Annotated in this window: 24 protein-coding genes and 1 pseudogene; 14 read left to right on the forward strand and 11 right to left on the reverse strand. The window is 68.7% G+C overall.

The window, feature by feature from the left end; genetic code table 11:
* Positions 1 to 97 precede the first annotated feature (97 nt).
* Both AC6EXY_RS30505 and AC6EXY_RS30510 read right to left on the reverse strand, forming a co-directional pair.
* The gene (locus AC6EXY_RS30505) at positions 98 to 1,000 is read right to left on the reverse strand and encodes a TIR domain-containing protein (RefSeq protein ID WP_499817362.1); all 903 of its coding nucleotides are present in this window, start codon (positions 998 to 1,000) and stop codon (positions 98 to 100) included.
* Between the two features lie 97 nt (positions 1,001 to 1,097).
* Positions 1,098 to 2,552 carry an NsdA family TPR-like regulatory protein gene (locus tag AC6EXY_RS30510; protein WP_101832846.1) on the reverse strand — a complete coding sequence of 485 codons (1,455 nt, stop codon included), beginning with the start codon at positions 2,550 to 2,552 and terminating at the stop codon, positions 1,098 to 1,100.
* A gap of 316 nt (positions 2,553 to 2,868) precedes the next feature.
* Here AC6EXY_RS30510 and AC6EXY_RS30515 point away from each other — a divergent pair, with 316 nt between their 5' ends.
* From AC6EXY_RS30515 to AC6EXY_RS30525, 3 genes are read left to right on the forward strand one after another with little or no spacing between them, the layout of a single operon-like run.
* Positions 2,869 to 3,195, forward strand: a complete 327-nt coding sequence (locus AC6EXY_RS30515) for a DUF397 domain-containing protein (protein ID WP_243407728.1) — start codon at positions 2,869 to 2,871, stop codon at positions 3,193 to 3,195.
* Positions 3,188 to 3,388: a hypothetical protein gene (locus tag AC6EXY_RS30520; RefSeq protein ID WP_101832844.1), complete on the forward strand. Its 201-nt coding sequence runs from the start codon at positions 3,188 to 3,190 to the stop codon at positions 3,386 to 3,388. The genes AC6EXY_RS30515 and AC6EXY_RS30520 overlap by 8 nt, the downstream gene beginning before the upstream one ends.
* Positions 3,385 to 3,849: a hypothetical protein gene (locus AC6EXY_RS30525; RefSeq protein ID WP_101832843.1), complete on the forward strand. Its 465-nt coding sequence runs from the start codon at positions 3,385 to 3,387 to the stop codon at positions 3,847 to 3,849. Before AC6EXY_RS30520 ends, AC6EXY_RS30525 begins: the two co-directional genes overlap by 4 nt.
* 151 nt (positions 3,850 to 4,000) lie before the next feature.
* Here AC6EXY_RS30525 and AC6EXY_RS30530 read toward each other — a convergent pair whose 3' ends face one another.
* The gene (locus AC6EXY_RS30530; RefSeq protein ID WP_165818470.1) at positions 4,001 to 4,171 is read right to left on the reverse strand and encodes a hypothetical protein; all 171 of its coding nucleotides are present in this window, start codon (positions 4,169 to 4,171) and stop codon (positions 4,001 to 4,003) included.
* Between the two features lie 221 nt (positions 4,172 to 4,392).
* Between AC6EXY_RS30530 and AC6EXY_RS30535 the strand changes: the two genes are divergently transcribed.
* On the forward strand, positions 4,393 to 5,268 hold the full coding sequence (locus AC6EXY_RS30535; protein WP_101832842.1) for an oxygenase MpaB family protein: 876 nt from the start codon (positions 4,393 to 4,395) through the stop codon (positions 5,266 to 5,268).
* 75 nt (positions 5,269 to 5,343) lie between these two features.
* On the opposite strand, the pseudogene AC6EXY_RS30540 reads toward AC6EXY_RS30535, so the two are convergent.
* From AC6EXY_RS30540 to AC6EXY_RS30560, 5 genes and pseudogenes are all read right to left on the reverse strand, one after another.
* Positions 5,344 to 5,534 (reverse strand): annotated as a pseudogene (locus AC6EXY_RS30540) (hypothetical protein); the annotation flags it as partial.
* Positions 5,535 to 5,885: 351 nt separating this feature from the next.
* Entirely contained in the window at positions 5,886 to 6,683 is a 798-nt protein-coding gene (locus tag AC6EXY_RS30545) for an SDR family oxidoreductase (protein WP_101832841.1), read from the reverse strand.
* Complete coding sequence (locus tag AC6EXY_RS30550) at positions 6,676 to 7,668, reverse strand: LLM class flavin-dependent oxidoreductase (RefSeq protein ID WP_133150732.1); 993 nt, start codon at positions 7,666 to 7,668, stop codon at positions 6,676 to 6,678. Before AC6EXY_RS30550 ends, AC6EXY_RS30545 begins: the two co-directional genes overlap by 8 nt.
* A gap of 74 nt (positions 7,669 to 7,742) precedes the next feature.
* On the reverse strand, positions 7,743 to 8,996 hold the full coding sequence (locus AC6EXY_RS30555; protein WP_101832839.1) for a cytochrome P450: 1,254 nt from the start codon (positions 8,994 to 8,996) through the stop codon (positions 7,743 to 7,745).
* Positions 8,996 to 9,826, reverse strand: coding sequence for an SDR family NAD(P)-dependent oxidoreductase (locus tag AC6EXY_RS30560; protein ID WP_499817397.1), 831 nt, complete (start codon positions 9,824 to 9,826; stop codon positions 8,996 to 8,998). The genes AC6EXY_RS30555 and AC6EXY_RS30560 overlap by 1 nt, the downstream gene beginning before the upstream one ends.
* Positions 9,827 to 9,952: 126 nt before the next feature.
* Here AC6EXY_RS30560 and AC6EXY_RS30565 point away from each other — a divergent pair, with 126 nt between their 5' ends.
* The 6 genes from AC6EXY_RS30565 (at position 9,953) to AC6EXY_RS30590 (ending at position 14,620) form a co-directional block, all read left to right on the forward strand.
* Positions 9,953 to 10,504 carry a TetR/AcrR family transcriptional regulator gene (locus AC6EXY_RS30565; RefSeq protein WP_499817363.1) on the forward strand — a complete coding sequence of 184 codons (552 nt, stop codon included), beginning with the start codon at positions 9,953 to 9,955 and terminating at the stop codon, positions 10,502 to 10,504.
* Positions 10,505 to 10,582: 78 nt separating this feature from the next.
* Positions 10,583 to 11,146, forward strand: coding sequence for a nuclear transport factor 2 family protein (locus AC6EXY_RS30570; protein WP_207770386.1), 564 nt, complete (start codon positions 10,583 to 10,585; stop codon positions 11,144 to 11,146).
* Positions 11,147 to 11,258: 112 nt separating this feature from the next.
* On the forward strand, positions 11,259 to 11,894 hold the full coding sequence (locus tag AC6EXY_RS30575; RefSeq protein WP_165818467.1) for a TetR/AcrR family transcriptional regulator: 636 nt from the start codon (positions 11,259 to 11,261) through the stop codon (positions 11,892 to 11,894).
* The gene (locus AC6EXY_RS30580; RefSeq protein ID WP_499817364.1) at positions 11,870 to 12,892 is read left to right on the forward strand and encodes a Rieske 2Fe-2S domain-containing protein; all 1,023 of its coding nucleotides are present in this window, start codon (positions 11,870 to 11,872) and stop codon (positions 12,890 to 12,892) included. The genes AC6EXY_RS30575 and AC6EXY_RS30580 overlap by 25 nt, the downstream gene beginning before the upstream one ends.
* A 75-nt stretch (positions 12,893 to 12,967) precedes the next feature.
* Entirely contained in the window at positions 12,968 to 13,159 is a 192-nt protein-coding gene (locus AC6EXY_RS30585; protein WP_101832833.1) for a hypothetical protein, read from the forward strand.
* Positions 13,160 to 13,273: 114 nt separating this feature from the next.
* A complete protein-coding gene (locus AC6EXY_RS30590) occupies positions 13,274 to 14,620 on the forward strand; it encodes a phenylacetate--CoA ligase family protein (protein WP_499817365.1) in 1,347 nt (448 codons plus the stop codon).
* Between the two features lie 115 nt (positions 14,621 to 14,735).
* Here AC6EXY_RS30590 and AC6EXY_RS30595 read toward each other — a convergent pair whose 3' ends face one another.
* Positions 14,736 to 15,908 carry an ABC transporter substrate-binding protein gene (locus AC6EXY_RS30595; RefSeq protein ID WP_499817366.1) on the reverse strand — a complete coding sequence of 391 codons (1,173 nt, stop codon included), beginning with the start codon at positions 15,906 to 15,908 and terminating at the stop codon, positions 14,736 to 14,738.
* 241 nt (positions 15,909 to 16,149) lie between these two features.
* Between AC6EXY_RS30595 and AC6EXY_RS30600 the strand changes: the two genes are divergently transcribed.
* Positions 16,150 to 17,247 carry a glycerol dehydrogenase gene (locus AC6EXY_RS30600; protein ID WP_101832830.1) on the forward strand — a complete coding sequence of 366 codons (1,098 nt, stop codon included), beginning with the start codon at positions 16,150 to 16,152 and terminating at the stop codon, positions 17,245 to 17,247.
* Positions 17,248 to 17,292: 45 nt separating this feature from the next.
* Here the strand turns inward: AC6EXY_RS30600 and AC6EXY_RS30605 are convergent, their stop codons facing one another.
* Both AC6EXY_RS30605 and AC6EXY_RS30610 read right to left on the reverse strand, forming a co-directional pair.
* Entirely contained in the window at positions 17,293 to 17,562 is a 270-nt protein-coding gene (locus tag AC6EXY_RS30605) for an SAM-dependent methyltransferase (protein WP_101832829.1), read from the reverse strand.
* Positions 17,563 to 17,759: 197 nt separating this feature from the next.
* Complete coding sequence (locus AC6EXY_RS30610) at positions 17,760 to 18,206, reverse strand: ArsR/SmtB family transcription factor (protein WP_101832859.1); 447 nt, start codon at positions 18,204 to 18,206, stop codon at positions 17,760 to 17,762.
* A 95-nt stretch (positions 18,207 to 18,301) separates the two neighbouring features.
* Here AC6EXY_RS30610 and AC6EXY_RS30615 point away from each other — a divergent pair, with 95 nt between their 5' ends.
* From AC6EXY_RS30615 to AC6EXY_RS30625, 3 genes are all read left to right on the forward strand, one after another.
* Entirely contained in the window at positions 18,302 to 18,853 is a 552-nt protein-coding gene (locus tag AC6EXY_RS30615) for an ArsI/CadI family heavy metal resistance metalloenzyme (protein WP_101832858.1), read from the forward strand.
* 74 nt (positions 18,854 to 18,927) lie between these two features.
* Positions 18,928 to 19,644 (forward strand): aquaporin, encoded by a 717-nt coding sequence (locus AC6EXY_RS30620; protein ID WP_423748108.1) that lies wholly within the window; start codon positions 18,928 to 18,930, stop codon positions 19,642 to 19,644.
* Positions 19,645 to 19,845: 201 nt separating this feature from the next.
* Positions 19,846 to 20,256 (forward strand): arsenate reductase ArsC, encoded by a 411-nt coding sequence (locus tag AC6EXY_RS30625; RefSeq protein WP_101832827.1) that lies wholly within the window; start codon positions 19,846 to 19,848, stop codon positions 20,254 to 20,256.
* Positions 20,257 to 20,344: the final 88 nt, after the last annotated feature.

Consider the following 20,344-nt stretch of genomic DNA (forward strand, 5'->3'; position numbering starts at 1 on the left):
TTCTCCCGCCTGGACGGACAGTAGTCGGACAACTTCCACTCTCCGGCTGGTTCGCCGGACTTTCTCTTAAACGCGCGCGACGGAACATTCCCGCAATTCACGTAAAATAACATTGAAAATGCTCAATCTGCTCATTCTCTAGACCAAATGACTCGGCCAGATTTGCGCCTGCTAGTTCGGTATCGATTAGGTCGGTGAAATTGAGATGGGCGCGAGTAAAGTCCACGTCACTTAGGTCTGAATAGCTAAAGTTCAGCCCTGACAGGTCTGCACCAAAGAGTCGGGCGCCTTGCAGGTTTGCCCGGGACAGACTCGGTCTATCAGGCAAGTTCCCGAGCGCGTTTAGGGCCACCTGCACATCGGTCTCAATCACGATGAGAGGCGGGTCGGGGCGTTCGTCCTTAAGCGCCCGCGTATGCTCGACTATAAAGGAGGACAGAATTTCAATAACGGCGATTTGCTCTGATGGCTGACTCTCGGCGATCCGGGTGAGAAGTCGGATCCCTCCAATCCTAGCGTGGCGCTGACCTGAGCCAAGTAGCTTGATCGCTTCGGTAAAATCTTCACGTGAAACCCACTCGGATGGCGGCCACGATTGCGCTGTCGATTTTCCGGGGAAGGTTGCAAGTCGCGGCATGACCTGCATTCCGACCGCGTGTAGGACTTTCTCTTTAGCGAGCCTTTCGTCTAGGTTGAACAGGTCGACCCAAGTGATCACCTGTAGTGTTGCGGGTGGCTCCACCCGCTCAAGTCGGATGGGCAGAAGGGTCTGACGTGCGAGGGACGCGGTCCACTCGGCGGTGCACCACTGGGACTCGAAGTACGCCTTGGAGTAGAGAGCTACCGTCCAGCGCGCTTCCGCAAGCTGCGTGTTCATCCACTGGATAAAGTTCGTACCCGGGGTCGAGTCCCACACCTGGATACGAGCGGTGAGGCCCGCCTCCTCCAGGATCGTTGCTACCCACTTCGCCCACGCCTCGTCTGCGGCCGTGTAGGACACGAAGACGAAGGAATCCCCCGATGCCATGAGGCGAGTGTATGACCCGTACGGATAGCGGCCGTCACGCACAGTCTTGGGTGGGTGTGGATGCTCCGGGTCAGACAGTCTCGCGAGCGTGTTCGGCCAGCTCAGACGCTCCGGGGTGCCCCGTGGCGGTGATGGCCTGGCATACCTCGCTGATGCGGTCTGCCATGATCGACGATGGGACGGTGGTGGTCGTGATCGCCTCGCGGGTGATGCCGATGGCGGTGTCAGGGTCGTCAGCTCGGGTGTGGGCCATGGCGAGGTTGAGCACGAAGCCGAGGCGATCGCGGGGCAGATCCGTGCCGATCCGGTCGATGGCCGTCTGGAAGTGCGGAATCGCACCCGTGGGATCGCCGGTGCTCATGAGGGCTGCACCGACGGAGTGGGCGATCGTGTAAGGACCAGCCCAGTAGAGATAGGGCGGCTCCTCGTCCGGCTGGGATTGCTCGATCGCGGCATAGGCGGCGTCTGACGCGGTCAGGGCAGAGTCCCGATCACCGGCAACTCCGTAGGCGCTGGCAAGGCCCGCGGCTAGTACGGCTTGTTCGGTGCTCGTGAGGCGTCCCCGCGACCCGGCACGGGCAGACCTCAGCAACTCGATGGCGGTACCCGGGTCACCGTTGGACCGGGCCTGGTGCGCCATGCACCGGAGGATGTTCGCTGCCACACCCGGGGTGTCCGCCTCGTGAGCAGCCCGCAGACCGACGAGGTAAAACCGCTGGGCTTCACCGTGGCGACCCGCGTCGTAGGTGGTCCACCCCGCGAGGCGCGCCAGCTCGGCGGCGATGCCGTGGAGGGCCTGCCCATCTGCCTGGCTGTAGGACGTGTTTCGCAGCAGCCCGACCACGACCCTGAGCTGTTCCGTGACCATGCCGAACACGGCTTGCCCACCGAGCTTGTCATCCAGGCGCCGCAGGGTGTCCGTGGCGGCTGTCAGGTCAGCCACCACACCCGCGTCTACTCGTCGCCCGGCCAGGGCTGAGGCGAGTCGTGCCGGGTCAGCTACCAGCCACTCGTGTGCGGCAGCGGTCAAGGCGACGCCGCTCAAGGCGATGAACTGCCGGCGTTCCATGGAGCTGTCCACCGTCGTCATCACCTCCTGCCACGCGGTGGTCAGGCTCTGTGACGTCCAGAGCTGGGCAAGCCCATCGTCCGCGACGGGCGCGCCAGGTGGCAAGCCACCCGCGGTGACGCTCGGCTCACCTCGTGAGAGACGGGCGCAAAAGCCCAGCTCAACCCGGGTGGCACCGGTGACGTGGCTGTATGCGGCTTGCCAGTCCTCACCGGGGTAGCTCCATCCCCGCTCGTGCCGCATGACCTGGAGTTCCCCTGCCATCGGGGGAGTGAACGGCACGTTTGACGGGTCGATCCTGCGAATCCTGCGGGCCAGCGTCGCCCTGCTCCAGCCGAGTGACTGGCGGAAGGCCACGAGACGTTCTGGCTTCCATCCGGGATGCTTCGCGCGCAGCACCGCACTGCGGATCTCCTCGGCTTCCCTCGTCCTGGTGCGGGGTGCGCTGGCGGGCATCACGAACCTTTCTCGTGGGTGTGGGTCGGGATATCACTCGTAGGGCAGCGTAGCGGACTGCTTACACCTTCAGAAGTACCGTCTGTGGTCCCGTCGGCTTCTCCTAACACATCGCTAACACGCCTTCGCGGCGATGATGGCGAGCATAGGAAATGATAGGGCGCACAGCATCTGGCCTGCGGATTCCGATGGAATTTGACGGTTGAGAAAGCGGGGTCGTTTCAGATGCAATAGAAGGGGCGCTCCGGTCGGGATGCCCTCGAACCCTCGGCCGGAGTTGCCCCTTCCATCACCACACCCCCCGGGGAGGCTGCCAGTGGGGAAATGGGAAGACGATTTCTTTGCCCAGGTGGATGCGGAGCTGGGCGTCTGGGAACGTGACCAGCTCACGTGGCATCGCGCCTCGGGTGCTGGTCCCGACGCGGTAGAGATCGCGCTCGTTGAGGATCAGGGGATCGCCGACATCGGATCGGTTGCGGTACGACACGCGGCCGCTCCCGGGGGAAGCGCTCTGCTGTTCTCTCCGGTCGAGTGGTCCGCGTTCATCACGGCTGCCCTCGCCAGAGAATTCAACTTCTCGCGAACCGTGATCCGTCGCGGTGGCAGGCCCCGCAAGCGCCGCCCGGGTGTGAGTGATGGGTGAGCTGACCAGCTCGGGCAGGGTGGTGTGGGCGGTGTCGATCATGGAGGGTGTCGAGCGGCGCACCGCAGGCGCTATCGGCCCCTTCTCCTCGGCTGCCGACGCCAACGCCTACGCCACCGAACGCAATTACCCGGACTGGATCGTCGTCCCCCTCGTGTGGCTCTCCGATGCCGAGAACCTGGAGACCCTGTGATCACGGAAAAGCTCTGGCGTTTCCGCACCCTGCCGCAGATGGACCTGCCCGACCGGGACGGCGTGATCGTGGCCGAACAACCGACCTACGTGGTGACGCTGGACCTCGCGGAGGTCGTGGTCGACTTCATCCCGGTCCGTCAGGACGCTCTGCTGCGCACCGCCCTGGGCTTGGCTACCGTGCCGGGGATCGGCACCCTGACCATCCATCGCCGGGACGTGCCCGCGGAGAGCACGATCCTCGCGTACGCCCTCGCTCAGCGGCTCCGGTTGCTGTCCCGGTCGATGGGCCTGGTCATGATCGGAGTCGAACCCGACGATCCCGAGGCGACGCCTGAGGGTGGGCACGTCGTCCGCCACGGGGTTGAGCTACAGACCCCAGACGGATCGCGGGTCGAACGCGGGGTGTGGGAGATCATGACCCCGCACCGACACGCTGCCTGGGTCGACACCAGACGCTAGCGGTGGGATGACCCCTGACGCGGGGTGTACTCGCCGTGCGTTGACCTCGGGCACCATGAACGCTGCCCTGTGACGTGTCGATGTCGACCTCATCGATCGCGCACACCAGAAAGCCCCGCCCGAATCACCGGTGCGGGGCTTCTGGTTGGGCCTACGACACCTTGGCCTCGGTAGCCTTCGCCCGGTCCCGGCGGCACTTCGCCCGAGCGCTCTTGGTCTTCTCGTGGCTGCACCCGTCGTGGCTGACGTTCTGGCGCTTCGGCTTCGCGGGCACCTCCTCGGTGACGACCTCATCAGCCACGACCTCGCTGGTCTCGGTCACGGGCTCGTCAGCAGCGGGGGGGTGTGGAGGTCTCGGGCGTCGCCTGGGTGGCTTTGACAGCCGGGGTATTGGTCGCGCGCTTCGGTGCGGTTGTCGTAGTCGCTCCTTCACCTGAGGTGATGGGCGGAACGTACGATACGAGAGCACCTGATCTCAAGGGCGACATGTCGACATCTCGGCAGTGTCCGCGCGATGCGGGTTGCTCGGCGCATGATGGGGCAATGGTGGGGAGTACGGTCGTCCTTGACCGAACGGAGGAGCTGCGCGTCTGGCTCGGCAGCCACGTGTTCAGCCGAGTCGCGGGATCGGAGGGTCCAGCACGTCGCGAGCGGATCTTCGCGGCACCGGGGGAGCGCTGGTTCGCCGAAGATCGACCCATCCGCCGGGTACACGGGGACGCCTCGATGTTCGTGGGCGGGCTGCGGGCTTTGCTGCTCCAGTCGCTGCACCCGCTCGCCATGGCGGGGGTCGCAGAGCACTCGGACTACCGCCATGATCCGTGGGGACGTCTCGCGCGCACCAGCTACTTCCTCGCGGCAACGACCTTCGGCCCGGCAAAGGAGGCCGAGCGCTCCGTCGCCCGCGTCCACGCGGTGCACCGGAGAGTACGGGGCATAGCTCCGGATGGACGCCCCTACGACGCGTCCGACCCACACCTGATGCGGTGGGTTCATCTGGCGGAGACAGATAGCTTCCTTGCAGCTTTCCAGCGCTATGGCCACACCAGGCTCACTCCCGAGGAGTGCGACGGCTACGTCGCCGACACGGCGGTGATCGCGGGCCACCTCGGCATCCCGGATGTTCCGCGGACGCGCGAGGAGCTGGATGCCGCGCTTCGCGAGTACCGACCGGAACTCGCCGGGACCCCCGAGGCCCGTTCGGCTGCCCGCTACCTACTGCTGCAGGCACCCCTGCCCCTGCCCGCGCGACCGCCCTACACCGCATTGGCCACGGCTGCGGTCGGACTCATGCCGGTCTGGACGCGATGGCCTCTCAGGCTGCCCTACCTGCCTGCGGCTGAGGCAACGGTCGGGCGTCTGGCTGGTCAGTCGATCGTCACGACGATCCGATGGGCCACTCGCCCCCGGGGCACCTGAGGCAGGGTGTGGCGTCCAGCCACGGGTAATTCGGGGTGTGACACGAGCGTGTTGAAGCTGTTGCCCCGTACTCTCCGCCAGGGGGTGCAGGGACTGTAACAGCAAGCCCGCAGCCCACCGACGAACATGGACGCGTCGGCGTGCACGCGGCGGATGGGTCGGTCCTCGGCGAACCACCGTTCTCCCGGAGCGGCAAAGATCCGTTCGCGACGTGCGGGCCCCTCGGCACCGGCTCCTCGACATCTCCGGACCTGCTGCCTACATATGCCGGCTCCGCGGGCTGTACCGCCTCGCAGGCAAGGCTCTGGAGAAGGCCGAGAGCGATCAAGTCGGCCGCGGTCATGACCACCGTCACCGGGTGTTACGCGCAGCCTTCGCCCGAACCCTCGCCGCGTGGCCGTGCAGCGCGTCGAACACGAGGATGCTCCTCGCCGTTCACCTGACCACGAGCGGTCCGTCAGGTATCCGGACAAGTCCTCCTTGAGATCAGCTCTCCTCGTCTCGTACGTTCTGTGGCGAGGGGACAACGCCCCGTGTGGGTCGACACCGACGCGCACGGGGCGTTGCCTGGGGTCACCTGTGCAGGCCCGGTCACCCCGACCGCGGTTCGCTGCCTCTCAGCTCAACGTCTGCCCGCCGTCGACGGCGATCTGCTGACCCGTCACGAACCGGCCGGCGTCAGAGAGCAGGTAGGCCACGACGCCGAAAGCATCCTCGGCCCCACCGGTGCTTTTGATCGCCTGCTGGTCGGCGAGCCAGTCCGGGGGACGCCCCTCGCTGGTCATCGATCCCGTCATCTCCGTCGCGAAGAAACCGGGAGCGAAGGCGTTGACGCGGACGTTGTAACGCCCCCACTGCTGGGCCAGCTCGCGGGTGAGATGAGCGAGCCCCGCTTTGGCCGCACAGTACGCAGCCTGCGGAATGGTCGGGCTGGTGGTGGTGATCGCCGCCGTCGACGTGACGTTGACAATCGATCCCCCGCCCTGGGCTCGCATGGCGGGCAGCACGCGTTTGGCGAGATCGAACGGCGCTACCAGATCAACCTCGAGCACCTCGCGGAACTCCTCGGTGCTCTGCCGCGTGGCAGGCACGCCGCTGCCGCTGATGCCCGCGTTGTTGACCAGACCGTCCACCCGCCCAAAGCGTTCCAGCACGGTGGCCACCAGCCGCTCGCGGTCGGCGTCGACCCCCACGTCGCAGGCGACCGCGAGTGTGTCGGCACCAGGCAGGTCCGCGACGAGCGCCTCGAGCCGATCGCGTCGCCGGGCCGTGGCGACCACCCGCGCCCCCACGGTGGCCAGTGATCGGACGAGGCCCGCGCCGATCCCGCTGCTGGCCCCGGTCACCACCACCACCCGCCCGCGCAGATCGAACACGGAGCTCTCGGCCTCCACCACCGCCTGCGCCTCAGACATCGGAGGTGGTGACGTCAAGGTGAGGCAGAACTTCCGATTCGAAGAGCTGGAGGCTGGCCCATGCCTTCTTCGGTTCGGTGCCGCCGAAGAGGGGACGCAGGACCAGGTGGCCCTCCGGGCCGAGTTGCCGGGCGATCTCGAGGCAGCCTTCGGGGCTGACGATCTGATAAGCGCCGCCAGCGCGTAGATCGTCAACGGACGAGATTGGCGGGTACCATTCGTTCGACTTCATTGCCGAGTCGGCAATCCATTGGGCATAGGTGTTCGCGGCGTGCAGGAGATTCGGGCCGACCTCAGCCCAGGCCGCCTCCGGATCGTGAGTCACGTACAGGAACGTCGGGCCGCGCGGAACCCACTGGCCCGGGTCGCGCCCCATCTTCAGACATTCGTCCCGGTAGAACTCCCAGATGGTGGGGTCGGCGGGGTCGAAGTCGTCGGCGAGGTGGGCGGCACGCCGGGCGGAGACCTCGGCAGCGGCGCCCATGACGATCGGCAGTGGCTTCTGGGCGGGAGTCGGCGTGACCGTCACCGTGCGTCCGCGGAACTCGAACGGCTCACCCGTCCAGGCCTTTCGACAGGTCTCGACGGCTTCGATGACCCGGCTGGGCCGTTCACGCAGACTGACATCGAAAAGGTCGAACTCCGCCTGGCGGTAGCCGGCCGCGAACACGGGGGTCATACGGCCACCGCTGAGCACGTCGGCGACGGCCAGGTCCTCGGCGAGGCGGAGCGGGTGGTACAGGGGGGTGAGCAGGATCGGGCGGAACCGTATCCGGGAGGTGCGCCCGGCGACGGCGGCCGAGGCGACCACCGGAGACGGCAGGTAGCCGTCCGAGGAGCAGTGGTGCTCCCCGAAGTACACCAGATCGAAGCCGATGCGATCAGCCCACTCGCAGATATCGAGCATGGTGGCGGCGAGCTCCGACGAGCTGGCCGTGACGAAGTCCGGACGCCTCAGATCGAAGGACAGTCGCAAACGGGGCACAGGTGTTTCTCCTTGCAGTCATGGTGATTGTTGGTGGCCGGCTTCCGCGGCCGCGGTGCGGTTGTTCTGCCGGCTCAGGAGAACGAGGGCGCGGGCGAGTCGATCACGAGCGGCAGGGTCGTCATGCGGACCGCGACCGACACCTCGTGGGTGAGGTCGGACAGATCGCCGAGGTGGTAGTCGGGAATGCGGCGGTGCCATTCCTCGACGAGCACGCGCAGTTCCATACCGGCGAGGTGGGCGCCGGCGCACCGGTGTGGTCCCAGGCCAAAGGCGACGTGACGGTTCGGCGTGCGCTGCGGATCGAACTGCTCCGGGGACGGGAACGCGTCCTGGTCGGCGTTGGCCGCCGCGAGCAGAAGCAGGAGTCGGTCGCCTTCCTTCCACGGAATCCCGTGGAAGTCGACATCGGCGCGCACGGTCCGGGCGAGCAGGGGGATCGCCGGGAAGTTCCGCAGGGCCTCGTCGACCAGGCCCCCGACCATCTCCGGCGTACTGGTGGCGCTGTGGCGCAACGCCGGGTCCTCGGCGAGCCGTTTGAACAGGAACGCCATCGTCGACGCCGTCGTCCCCAGCGAGGTGCCGAGCAGCGTGTGGCACAGCTGAAGGATCTCCTGGTCGGTGAGGGGCCGGCCGTCGAGTTCCTGGGACAGCAGATAGGTCGGGATGTCATCGGCCGGCTGGCGGCGGCGCTCGGCGAGCACCTCCTCGAACATGGCGCGTACCGCGGCGACCGCGGCCTTGAGCTGCACGCCACCCGGGTCGTTGCTGGCGTTGAGCTTTCCCGGCAGCAGCCGGGTGGCGATGATCTCGTCGGCGCGCGAGAGCGGAAGTCCCATGTGCTCGAGGAAGACCTCGGCCGGAATGCGCAGCGCCACGTCAGCCATGAAGTCGCAGCTGCCTCGCTCGGCGACCTCGTCCGCGATCCTCGCGACGGACGCCCGGGCGCGCGACTCGAGCCTTTTCACCGCGGCGGGCGACAGCAGCGGCATGAGCAGCCTGCGTACCTTCGTATGATCCGGCGGATCCAGGTTCGCCGGCATCTGGAACACGTCGGGTGGGTCCCGGTAGAAGGTGAACGTCTCGCGGTTGGAGTAGCGGTCCGTGGCCTGGCTGATCTCCCTGAACAGCTCGTGGCGGGTGATGACCCAGAAGCCGCGCGCCGCGGTGCTGTAGAAGATGTCGCCGACCTGCTGCCCTGCCAGGATGGTGCCGAGGGGATCGTCCTTGAACCTCGGATCGCATTCCGGGTCAAAGTCTATGACCGGCACGCCAGCGGCGCGAGCGCGCGCCTCGGCGTCGGTTGACGAGACAGTGTCAGTGCTCATCAGTTCTCCTGGATGACGTGAGAGACGACGTTCGGTAACCGGCCTTCGCGGAGCGCTTCGGTGTGCGCGGTAAGCGTCGCGACGTCGGCCGGATGGGTGAAGATGCAGAAGGAATGCTCGTCGAGGGCGCTTCGCAGGACGTCATCCGCCATGACGCGCGGGTCCATCCCATAACGGTCGAGGAAGGCGTGGCTCGCCTGTCGGATCTTCTCGTCCACCCGCGCGCTGCCGTAGTCGGCCGGGCGGTTGAGGACCGCGTCCGCCATACCCGAACGGATGGCGCCCGGCAGAACGACCGACACCCGCACGTCGGAACCGACCTCGACGAGATCATGCTGCAGGACTTCGGCGGCCGCGAGCACGGCGTGCTTGCTGGACACGTAGGGCGCCAACGCCGGAAGGACCGTGACGGCGCTGTTCGACGCGGTGATGAGGACGTGCCCCCCGCCCGTCTCCAGGAGCCCCGGGACGAAACTGCGGATCCCGTGGACGACACCGAACACGTTGACGTCGTAGATCCAGCGCCAGTCGTCGACCGTCAGTTCCCAGGCGCGGCCCCGCAGTGACACCCCGGCGTTCAGGCAGACGACGTCGACACGGCCGAACCTGTCGCGGGTCCTGCCGGCAAGGGCCGCGACGTCATCGGCCTTGGTCACGTCCGTCCGGACGGCGAGGATCTCCACGCCGTCCGTCTGAAGTCGCTTCTCCGCCTCCGCGAGTGCCTCGCCGTTGATGTCGGCGATCACCACGTGCATGCCCCGGTCCACGAGGCTGGACGCCAGCCCGAGCCCCAGCCCGCTCGCCGCCCCGGTGACAACGCCGACCTTCATGTCGTCCACGGCATCTCCCCATTTACTAGTCAGACGTCCAACAAGTAACATGGAGCGATGGTGACGTCAAGCACACGGCGCCCGAGACGTACGCAGGCGCAGCGGCGCGATGCTGCCCGCGCCGCCATGCTCGAGACCGCGGTCCGCCTGCTCGCAGGCGGCGGCTACTCCAACATGACGCTCGCCGACCTGGGCGAGCGTGCCGGCTACAGCCGGAGCCTGGCCGCCCACTACTTCGGCTCCAAACCGAAGCTGCTCGCGGCGATCATCGACCACGTACGGGAGAGCAGCCCACCATCGATGCCCGACACCCTGCGCGGGGTCGGGCGCATCGAGACCGAGATCATCAAGTTCTTCGACGGCCTGGTCACCGATGCGGAGAACATCCGCGCCTATATCGTCATCGCCCACGAGGCGGCGACGTCCCTGCCGGAACTCCTGCCTATGATCCACGAGCAGAACGTCGCGCTTCGGACACGTATCGAGGCTGATCTGAGGGAGGGCATCCGCGACGGTACGGTCCGTCCGGACCTCGAGCCCGTGTCGCTGAGTATCGCCATCACGACCATGATCCGAGGTGTTGCCTGGGAATGGTTCACCGACCCCAACCTCGACGTGATGGCCTGCCGACAGGCTGTCCTCGACCAGGTCCGCGTCCTGACGGCCACAACCACGTGACCCGTCACCCATATGCGCAGTCGCAGCAGGGGGCCTGGGCCGCGCCGGTAGCGGGCCGACCCCGAGTCGGGAGGTTCGATGACCAGAGAAGATGACGTCACACCCCACTTCGGCCCGGCCCGGTCGGATCCTCCGTCGGGGATGGGTGATCTCGAGCGGCTGATCGCCCATGACGAGATCCGCCAGCTCGCCGCGCGGTACGCGCTGGCGGTGTCGGCCGGCGACCTCGATGCCCTGGTCGAGCTGTTCGTCGAGGACGTCGTGGGCCAGCAGGGGCGGACCGGGCCGCAGGCCCTGCGGGATCTGTTCGCCGAGCACCTGCGCGCCACGCCGATCAACATCCTGCTGATCGCGGGGCACGTGATCAACCTTGCCGACGCGGATCACGCCGCGGGCACGGTCTCCTGCCTGGCCGAGCTCGGGGGCGAGGGGCGTTGGCTGCGGCAGGCCATCGCGTACGAGGATCGCTACGAGCGTCGCGCGGGCCGGTGGTACTTCCGCGACCGGCGCCACCATCTCTACTACGGCCTGGACGTCGCGGAGCGACCGTTCGCGCAGGCCGAGGCGCGGTGGCCACGCAACATCGTCGGACGAGGAACCGTGCCCATGCGCTGGGCGTCCTGGCAGCGGCTGAACGGGTAGGCGGCACGTCGCCGCAGCGCGGCGTTGCTCACATCGCCACTTCTGTGCCACAGTGGCCTAGAAGGGCGGGTCCCGAGCCGGGGGATTGAGGAGACGAAGGGCGGGTGGGGCGGTGACAGGGCGGCCGCGGGATCCCACCTACGACGAGCGCGTGCTCGCGGCGGCTCGTGACGAACTGGCGGATCAGGGCGTGGGCCGGTTCAGCCTGCGCCAGGTGGCGAAGCGCGCGAACGTGCCTCGCACCAGCATCGCGTTGCGCTGGCCGGACTGGCGCTCGCTGGTGATCGCCGCCCTCGACGTGTGGACCGACCCCCCGCCCGGCCACGACACGGGATCTCTGCGAGGGGACCTGCTGCTGCTGGCCGAGGACCTGCTGGTGGTGCTCGAGCAGCCGAACCTGGGCCTGCATCTGCGTCTCGGTGCGGACGCCGCGCGCCACCCGGACCTGTGGGAGCTGTATCTCGCGCGCACGATCCGTCCGCGGCTGCGCGGGGTGCGGATCGCCTTCGAACGTGCGGCGGCACGGGGGGAGATCGGCGCCGACGTCGACGCGGCGTGGGAGACCGACGCCTTCGTCGGCGCCCTGCTCATGCGGACGATGGGCCGCCGCCGCGGCGTGCGTCCGCCGGGACCGGCCGCGCGCCGGGCGCTGATCGACCGGACCGTCCGCGCACTCGCCTCGCTACAAGACACGGCCTCGCTTCGAGACATGGAGGACACCGCATGCAGCAGTTACGACCAACGATGACACCGTCCGGCTGGTTCCAGGTCGCCTGGTCCTCGGAGCTGCCCTTAGGTGGCGTGAAGCCGCTGCGCTACTTCGGTCAGGACCTCGTCGCCTATCGGGGTGAGGACGGCGTGGCGCGGGTACTCGACGCCTACTGTCGCCACCTCGGCGGCCACCTGGGTTACGGGGGCACCGTGGCCGGCGACTGCGTCGTCTGTCCGTTCCACGGCTGGCGCTGGAACGGCGAGGGGCGCAACACCCACATCCCGTACCAGGACCGGCCCAACACCAGCCGGCAGCTGACCGCCTGGCCGGTGATCGAACGGGACGAGTGCGTGTTCGTCTGGCACGACGCCACGGGCCGCCCGCCGGGGCGCGAGGTGCCGCACATCTTCACCGAGGTCGCGGAGCACGTCCGTGACCTGCCCTTCCATCCGGCGACGCCGCGGGGGCTCGTGCGCTACGACGACGTGACGATCCTTCCCCAGACCGTGGCGGAGAACGCCGCCGACCCGGTGCACTTCCGCTTCGTGCACGAGACCCGCGACATCCCGGTGGCGTTGCGCCAGGGCAGCGACGAGGACCGGTGGTTCATCCAGCTCGGCTTCGGCCGCAGATGGACCGCCTGGGACCCGAGCAGCCACGACGGGGACACGCTGTCGATCGTGCAGGCGGGCATCGGACTGTCCTACACGGCACTGTCCGGGCATGACAACACCGTCATCCTGCTCGCCACCACGCCGATCGACGACCGGACCAGCACCATGTTCCAGACCGTCTGGCTGGAACGCCGCGACGGTGACGACGAGCCGGGCGTGCTCGACCGGCGGATGAGGGCGGCCACCGCCCAGCTGAAGAACGACATCGTCATCTGGTCGCACCAGCGCTATGAGGACCCGCCCGCCCTGGCCACCGTCGAGGGCCAGCTGTTCGGTGACCTGCGCCGGTGGTGCCGGCGCTGGTACCCGATCACCGAAGCGCATCCGGTGCCGGCGTCCCCGGCGCCGAGCGGGGCCTGACGGCGCCTGCTCCCGGGCGCCCGCCGTCGCCACGCGAGGCGGGCTTCATGATCACACGGAGTCATTTTTGTCGCCATGCGTCGCCGGTCGCCGGCGCAGCCGGCCCCGGGGCGGACGATCGACGAGGAGGAGCTCGAAGCCTTCGCCCGCGCGTACCTGGCATCGTTCAAGGTGCCTCGGCGATGGCGTGTCCTCGAACAGTTCCCGCGGACCGCGATGGGCAAGATCCGCAAGGTCGACCTGGCGGCTCTGCTGCGCACCGGCTGATCCGACGGCCTTGCCCCGGTTCGCCAGGGCGCGCTCGAGGCGGCATCGTCTGGAAAACTCGTGCCTGGCATCCTCCGGGTCGCACGCCACACACCTCCAAGGGGGTCACACGCCGTGACTGCTGTCAGTTCCTCGCCCGTGGAGTCGTCGCCGGGAAGCCCGCTGCTGGAGCCGGAGAGGGAGACCGCGTCGGCAGAGCGGATTCGCGAGGTGCAGCTGCGGCGGGCCGTCGAGCTCTCGCGCCTGGCGCAGGAGCGGTCGGCGTTCTATCGGGAGTCCTTCGGTGCCGCGGGGATCTCGCCTGGTGACATCGCCTCGTGGGAGGACTTCGAGACCCGGGTGCCGTTCATGAGCAAGGATGCGATCCGTGCGTGGCGGGACCGGACCGGTGACGGTTTCGGTGGCCTGCTGACGGTCGATCCGTCCGACGTCACGACGGTGACGGCGAGTTCGGGGACGACGGGCGATCCGACGTTCTTCGTGGAGCAGTGGCCCGGTCAGGTCTGCTCGCCGCTCACGGCGTGCTACCTGCGGTCGCTGTGGGAACTGGGGGTGCGCCCCGGGGACACGGTGCTGTGCAACCCCGCCGGATTACGCGGTTATCTGGAGGACGGCTTTCGCGCCCTGGGTGCGGTGCCGCTTCTGGTGGACACGTGGATGGGGAACTGGGATGAGGTGGCGGAGGTGATCCGCCGCTATCGTCCGACCTATGCGCAGTTGATGAGTCCGCATCTGGTCGAGTTGGAGCGGTTGGCGCACCGTGGTGTGGATATGCGGGAGCTGATGAGTTCCTTCGTCGGTGTTGGTTTCGCCGGGGAGCCGTTGGGCGCGCGGATGCGGGAGAAACTGACCTCGGAGTGGGGTCTGAAGCTGTGGGTGTACACGAGTGCGGGTGACACGGGTCTGGCGTGGGAGTGCGGGGAGCACGACGGCTATCACCTGAACTGGGATGAGACGTTGGTGGAGGTGCTCGACGCCGACGGGCGGGCGGTGGCGGACGGGGAGGTCGGTGAGCTGGTGGTGACCGCGCTGGACAACGACGTCTATCCGTTGATCCGGTACCGTACCGATGATCTTGTGCGTCTGACGCGGGAGACCTGTGGGTGTGGGCGGACCTCGCCGCGGATGTGGGTCCTGGGGCGTGCGGGGGATGAGACGGTGGTGGCGGGTCGTGCGGTCCTGCCGCACGAGGTGTGGTCGATCGTCGAGCAGGAGGAGGAGACGGAGACCGGTCTGTTCCAGATCATCCGGCCGCAGCGTGAGGTCGAGCGGTTGCGGGTGCGGGTGGGATTTGAGGACAGTGGCGAGGTTGATCTGGCGGATCTGTGTCGGCGGCTGACGGCGTCGTTGTCGAGCAGACTGGGGATTCCCGCTGATCTTGTCGATATCCTGCCGGAGACGGCGGACCAGTTGCTGCGTCGCGGCTCGGCGGCGAAGGTCCCCCGCGTCGCGAAGTCCTGAGGGGCGACGTTTCTGCGGGGCAGGGCTCCTGGGATATGACGAGCGGCCGGGCGGAGGGCGATCAGCCCCCCGCCCGGCCGTCGGTGACGTGGCGGGCGTCAGCGTTCCTTACGGGTCAGAACGGCTTTCCGCTGTTGAGGTCGATGCCGGCGATCGGCTTCGCGGCGCTGAACTTGCCGTCGTTGAGCCGCATGAAGAAGACACGGGCGTTGCTGACCCGGTCGAAGCCGGGAACATGTCCCTTCGCGGACGGGGTCCACTTCGGCAGGATGCCGTACAGGTCGATGTCCTTGGCGGTCTTGAGCGCGTCGTTCAGCGACGTCGAGGTGATGTCCCCGGTGATGCCGGCGGCGACCTGGGCCACGACGTGCACGGCCAGCCAGGCCCGCACGCTGGAGGAGTCGCGGGTGGCGGCGTCCTTGTCGCCGGTCTTCGCCTGCGCCTGCAGCTCGGTGGTGAACTGGGCGAGGCCCGGGTAGGTGGCGACCGCGTCGATGGGCGGGTAGGCGCTGACGACCAGCAGGTGGTCGTCCTGCGTGCCGCGGATCTGCGAGAGCACGGAGTTGATCTGCCCGTCGACGGCCCCGACGGTGAACGGCGCCTTGGCCTGGGCGGCTGCCTTGAGGAAGGCGGCGGTCAGCTCGGCGGGCACGACCGACACGGCCGCGTCAGCCTTGGACTGCTCCACGGCCTGGACGGCGGGAGCCAGGTCGGTCGAGGTCAGACCCACCTTCACCGCGGAGGTGGTCTGCAGGCCGGCGGACTGGGCCGCGTGCTCCACGGCGGAGACGTTCGCCGCGGCGGAGGCGAGGTCGAGGGTGACCGTGGTCACCGTCTTGGCGCCCTGGGAGCGCAGCGCGCCCGGCAGGCCCGCGAAGGCCAGCGTGCTCCCGGCGTCGAAGTTGTAGCACGTGGCGCAGGCGTAGTCACCCGGTGTGATGGCGCCGAAGCCGACCAGCGGAATTTCCGCCTTGGCCAGGATCGACGTGACCTGGCTGCCCGAGGTGGAGAACGATCCGACCACGGCGACCGAGTGGTCGCTCACCGCCTGGCGCGCGCACTTGGTCGCGTCGTTCGGGTTGTTGTTCTCGTTGCAGACCTTGATCTCGATCTGCTTGCCGCTGATCCCGCCCTTGGCGTTGACAGCCGCTGCGGCCGCCTTCACCGCGGAGGTGACGTACGGGAGGGTCGGGGGCTTGGAGACGGTGGGAATGATCACGGTGAGGACGATCGCGTCCTTCGGTTTGGCCGTCGTACCCCCCGATCCGCTGCTGCCGCAGGCGGTCATGGCGACAGCTGCGGCACAGACAGCGATCCCACCCACGGTGACGCGTCGTAACCGGTTCATGTGGAACCCCCATATGTGACATGGCTCTCGGAGCGCCACACCCTACGCATATTTGGGTTCATACGTCTACCTCTTCTAGAGCATCGCCCCCCTTCGGGGACCGAGTCGATGTCGGCGATCGTCGCGTGTCGCGCGGTGACGAGGATCGCCATGGGGCGCCGACGCGCGTTACGGTGATCGGGTGTTGGCGGTCTTCGGCGCGCCCGGGCGGTACGTGCAGGGGCGGGGCGCCACGGCGGAGCTCGGCGCGCAGATGAGCCGGCTGGGGCTCGACGGCCCGGCGCTGATCGTGACCAGTCCGGCGCCGCGCCGCCTGCTGGAACGCGCCTGGGAGTCGGGCCTCACGACGGCCGGGATCGCGTTCGGCGTACTGACGTTCGGCGGGGAGTGCAGCGCGCGGGAGATCGACCGCGTCGTCGCCGCCGCGCGTGGGCAGGGGAGTCGGGTGATCGTCGGGGCGGGCGGCGGAAAGGTGCTCGACACCGCGCGGGCCGCCGCGGCCGCCCTCGACGTGCCGGTCGTGACCTGCCCGACGACGGCGTCGAGTGACGCGCCGTGCAGCGCGCTGTCCGTCGTCTACGCCGACGACGGTGCGTTCGAGCGGTACCTGTTCTACCGCCGCAACCCCGACCTCGTGCTCGTCGACACCGAAGCGGTGGCGCACGCGCCGGTGCGCCTGCTCGTCGCCGGCATGGGCGACGCGCTCGCCACCTGGTACGAGGCCCGCACGGTCCGCGAGGCGCGGGCGCCCAACCAGCTGCACGGCGCGCCGACCGAGACCGCCGGGGCGCTGGCCCGGCTCTGCCTCGACCTTCTGCTCGCCGACGGGCCCGCCGCGGTGCGCGCGGTGTCAACGAGGTCGGTCACGCCCGCGCTGGAGCGGGTCGTCGAGGCGAACACGCTGCTGTCCGGCCTCGGATTCGAATCGGGTGGTCTCGCCGTCGCGCATTCGGTCCACAACGGGCTGACCGTCGCCGCGGGGACGCATCGCTTCCTGCACGGCGAGAAGGTCGCCTTCGGTCTGCTCGTCCAACTCGTCGTCGAGGGCCGCCCCGACAGCGAGCTGAGCGCGGCGCTCGACTTCTGCGCCGCCGTCGGCCTGCCCACCACCCTCGCCGCCATCGGCCTGCCCGACGCCGACCCGGCCACTCTGGAACGCGTCGCCCGGCGCACCCTCGCCGACGGCGAGACCGCCCACCACGAGCCGTTCCCCCTCACCCCCGACATGATCCTCGACGCGATCCGCGCCGCCGACGCCACCGGCCGAGCCCACCGCTGACGCGGTGCGCGGCGCAGTGGGCGCGGCGGGCATCACCGTGGATGTTTACCTGACTCGGCCGATCGCGGCGTAGCTGCTGACCTGTCCGTCGGTGATGTCGCCGATCGCGTCGTCGTCGGGTCGCCAGCGGTGCAGCGCCTGGATGCCGGGGTCGACCAGGTCGAGGCCGTCGAAGTAGCGGGCGATCTCCTCGCGGGTGCGTAGCTGCCCGGCGATGCCCTGGGACTGGTAGGCGCGGCTCGCCTGCCGGGTGACGTCCGCGTCGAAGCCGCCCGGACCCTGGGTGCCCGCCTCCACCACGGCATGTCCTCCCATCAACGGACCTTCTGGCCAATAGAGGTAACGGTATCCCTCCCGGCACGCAGCGCATCAGACGGGCACGCCACTGCGACGCAGTCGCGGCGCCGATCACCCGGGTCACGATCAGATCGTTGACGCGCGACAAAGAAGGCCTGGAGGACCGTCCGGCATCGACCCAGAGCGGACTCTGTGTGGCCAAGCCGAGCGGCCGGTCAGCAGTGCGCGCAGTCCTGGTGCGGCGTGTCGCCGGCGTTCGGCGTGGGGTTGAAAAGGGCGCCGAGGGCGGCGAGGGCGCCGGGGACGGGCCGGTAGTAGGCCCAGACGCCGCGTTTGTCGCGGCTGATCAGGCCGGCGTCGACGAGAACCTTGAGGTGGTGGCTGACGGTGGGTTGGGTGAGGCCGAGGGGTTCGGTGAGTTCGCAGACGCAGGCTTCGCCACCGTCGCGGCCATAGATCATCGACAGGAGTCGGAGCCGGGCGGGGACGGCGATGGCCTTGAGCACGGCCGCGAGCTGCTCGGCTTCAGGTGCGGACAGGGGTGCCGCGGCCAGCGGGGTGCAGCAGGCGCCGATCGCGCCGATCAGATCGCCCGTGGCGTCGTCCGTCCGGTCCGCGGAGGGCGTCGCGGTTGCCGGGAGCGGCATCGTGGTCGTGGCCATGAGGTCCAGCATGCCACGAGGGATTGACAGCGGTCTATGTCAGTGGGCATCCTCCGTATCGACATAGACGACTGTCGATGTGTGAGGTGATCGTGATGGCGCGGGTGCAGTTGGCGTTGAACGTGTCCGATGTGGACGCGGCGGTGGAGTTCTACTCGAAGCTGTTCGGGGTCGGGCCGGCGAAGCGGCGGCCGGGGTACGCGAACTTCGCGGTCGACGTGCCGCCGTTGAAGCTGGTGCTGATCGAGAACCCGGACGCCCGTGGCAGCGGGGTCGCGGGAGCGTTGAACCATCTCGGCGTCGAGGTCGAGACCACCGACGAGGTCACCGCCGCCACGACCCGGCTGGCCGGGGCCGGCCTGGAGACGGCGGTCGAGGAGAACACCGCCTGCTGCTACGCGGTGCAGGACAAGGTCTGGGTCGACGACCCGGATGGTGCGCCGTGGGAGGTCTACACGGTGCTCTCCGACGTCGTCGACGGGTCGGTGCCGACACTGCGGATGGTCGGGCCGGGCGGCGGGCCGGGGTCGGCCTGCGCCTGCGGACCGGGGGTGGACTGCGGCCCGGCCACCGTCGACACCGTCGCCGACACCACAGCCGACACCGTCGAGGTCGCCATCGGACCGGCGCCCGCCGGCGTCCGCTGAACCCCGTGGCGGACATCGAGCCGGGTGACCGGCCGGCGTTGGCGCGGCGGCTGGCCGCCGAGGCGGTGGGCAGCATGCTGCTCGCCGCCCTGGTCATCGGGTCGGGCATCGCCGCGGTCCAGCTCAGCCCCGGCCAGGTCGGGTTGCAGCTGGTGGAGAACGCCGCGGCGACCGCCGCGGGCCTGTTCGCCATCATCCTCATGGTCGGCCCGGTGTCCGGGGCGCACTTCAATCCGGTCGTCAGCCTCGTCGACGCCGTGTTCGGTGGTCTGTCGTGGCGCGACGCCGCCGCCTACCTGCCCGCCCAGGTCGCCGGCTGTGTCGCGGGGGCGGTGCTGGCGAACCTGATGTTCGACCGGTCGGCGGTGTCGATCGCGACGCACCACCGCGCGTCCGGAGCACACCTGCTCGCCGAGGTCGTCGCGACCGCCGGACTCGTCCTGCTGATCTTCGCGCTGGCCCGGTCTGACCGTGCCGAACGGGCCCCGGCCGCGGTCGGCGCCTACATCGGGGCGGCGTACTGGTTCACCAGCTCGACGAGTTTCGCGAATCCGGCGATCACCGTCGGACGGATGTTCTCCGACAGCTTCGCCGGCATCGCCCCCGCCTCCGCACCCGCGTTCGTCGCCGTCCAGATGGTCGGCGGTGCGGTCGGCTACGGGCTGGTCCGACTGTTCTACCCACCCACCGCTGCGGCCCGCGCGCAGGCCGCGCAGATCGTGCTGCCCCATGCCGACCCGGCGGCGACCGTGAACGGCGCGCAGTCGCCTGCATCCCGAGGTGTGTCATGACCGATCCCGCATCCCCCGCCCGGCTGGACGCCTTGACCGGGGTGGACCCGGCGCCCAACTCGTCGGCCGCCGCGGCAGCGAGATCGCCAAACGCGTCGACGCCACCGCGATCCACCACCACATGACCCTCGACGCCGTCAACGACCTCGATCTCGCCTACACCCCGCCCAGAGCACCCTCCCACAGAAGGATCACGCTTCCATGGCCACGAAACCGTCCGTGCTGTTCGTCTGCGTCCACAACGCCGGCCGCTCCCAGATGGCCGCCGGCTGGCTCACCTACCTCGCCGGCGACCGCGTCGAGGTCCGCTCCGCCGGCTCCGCCCCCGCAGGCCACATCAACCCCACCGCCGTCGCCGCCATGGCCGAAGTAGGCATCGACATCACCGACCAGACCCCGAAGATCCTCACCGTCGACGCCGTCGAAGCCTCCGACGTCGTCATCATCATGGGCTGCGGCGACGCCTGCCCGATCTTCCCCGGCAAGCGCTACGAGGACTGGAAACTCGACGACCCCGCCGGCCAGGGCATCCACGCCGTCCGCCCCATCCGCGACGACATCCGCAGCCGTATCGAACAACTCCTCGCCGAACTGCTCCCCGTAGCATCCTGACCGTTGCACCGCGATGATCGATAGCGCTCATCACGTATGCCGCCTCGCCTCTCGGCGAGGCACCCCCGGTCTGACCGGCCGTGGCCGT

The sequence above is a fragment of the Frankia sp. RB5 genome, from assembly GCF_059816245.1.

Excerpts from the sequence above, each read along its gene's own strand:
- AC6EXY_RS30510 (WP_101832846.1), bottom strand. The coding sequence starts at position 2,552 with ATGCCCGCCAGCGCACCCCGCACCAGGACGAGGGAAGCCGAGGAGATC.
- AC6EXY_RS30520 (WP_101832844.1), top strand. The coding sequence starts at position 3,188 with ATGGGTGAGCTGACCAGCTCGGGCAGGGTGGTGTGGGCGGTGTCGATC.
- AC6EXY_RS30535 (WP_101832842.1), top strand. The coding sequence starts at position 4,393 with ATGGTGGGGAGTACGGTCGTCCTTGACCGAACGGAGGAGCTGCGCGTC.
- AC6EXY_RS30545 (WP_101832841.1), bottom strand. The coding sequence starts at position 6,683 with ATGTCTGAGGCGCAGGCGGTGGTGGAGGCCGAGAGCTCCGTGTTCGAT.
- AC6EXY_RS30555 (WP_101832839.1), bottom strand. The coding sequence starts at position 8,996 with ATGAGCACTGACACTGTCTCGTCAACCGACGCCGAGGCGCGCGCTCGC.
- AC6EXY_RS30560 (WP_499817397.1), bottom strand. The coding sequence starts at position 9,826 with ATGAAGGTCGGCGTTGTCACCGGGGCGGCGAGCGGGCTGGGGCTCGGG.
- AC6EXY_RS30565 (WP_499817363.1), top strand. The coding sequence starts at position 9,953 with ATGCTCGAGACCGCGGTCCGCCTGCTCGCAGGCGGCGGCTACTCCAAC.
- AC6EXY_RS30570 (WP_207770386.1), top strand. The coding sequence starts at position 10,583 with ATGACCAGAGAAGATGACGTCACACCCCACTTCGGCCCGGCCCGGTCG.
- AC6EXY_RS30580 (WP_499817364.1), top strand. The coding sequence starts at position 11,870 with ATGCAGCAGTTACGACCAACGATGACACCGTCCGGCTGGTTCCAGGTC.
- AC6EXY_RS30585 (WP_101832833.1), top strand. The coding sequence starts at position 12,968 with ATGCGTCGCCGGTCGCCGGCGCAGCCGGCCCCGGGGCGGACGATCGAC.
- AC6EXY_RS30595 (WP_499817366.1), bottom strand. The coding sequence starts at position 15,908 with ATGACCGCCTGCGGCAGCAGCGGATCGGGGGGTACGACGGCCAAACCG.
- AC6EXY_RS30605 (WP_101832829.1), bottom strand. The coding sequence starts at position 17,562 with ATGGGAGGACATGCCGTGGTGGAGGCGGGCACCCAGGGTCCGGGCGGC.
- AC6EXY_RS30610 (WP_101832859.1), bottom strand. The coding sequence starts at position 18,206 with ATGGCCACGACCACGATGCCGCTCCCGGCAACCGCGACGCCCTCCGCG.
- AC6EXY_RS30615 (WP_101832858.1), top strand. The coding sequence starts at position 18,302 with ATGGCGCGGGTGCAGTTGGCGTTGAACGTGTCCGATGTGGACGCGGCG.
- AC6EXY_RS30620 (WP_423748108.1), top strand. The coding sequence starts at position 18,928 with ATGCTGCTCGCCGCCCTGGTCATCGGGTCGGGCATCGCCGCGGTCCAG.
- AC6EXY_RS30625 (WP_101832827.1), top strand. The coding sequence starts at position 19,846 with ATGGCCACGAAACCGTCCGTGCTGTTCGTCTGCGTCCACAACGCCGGC.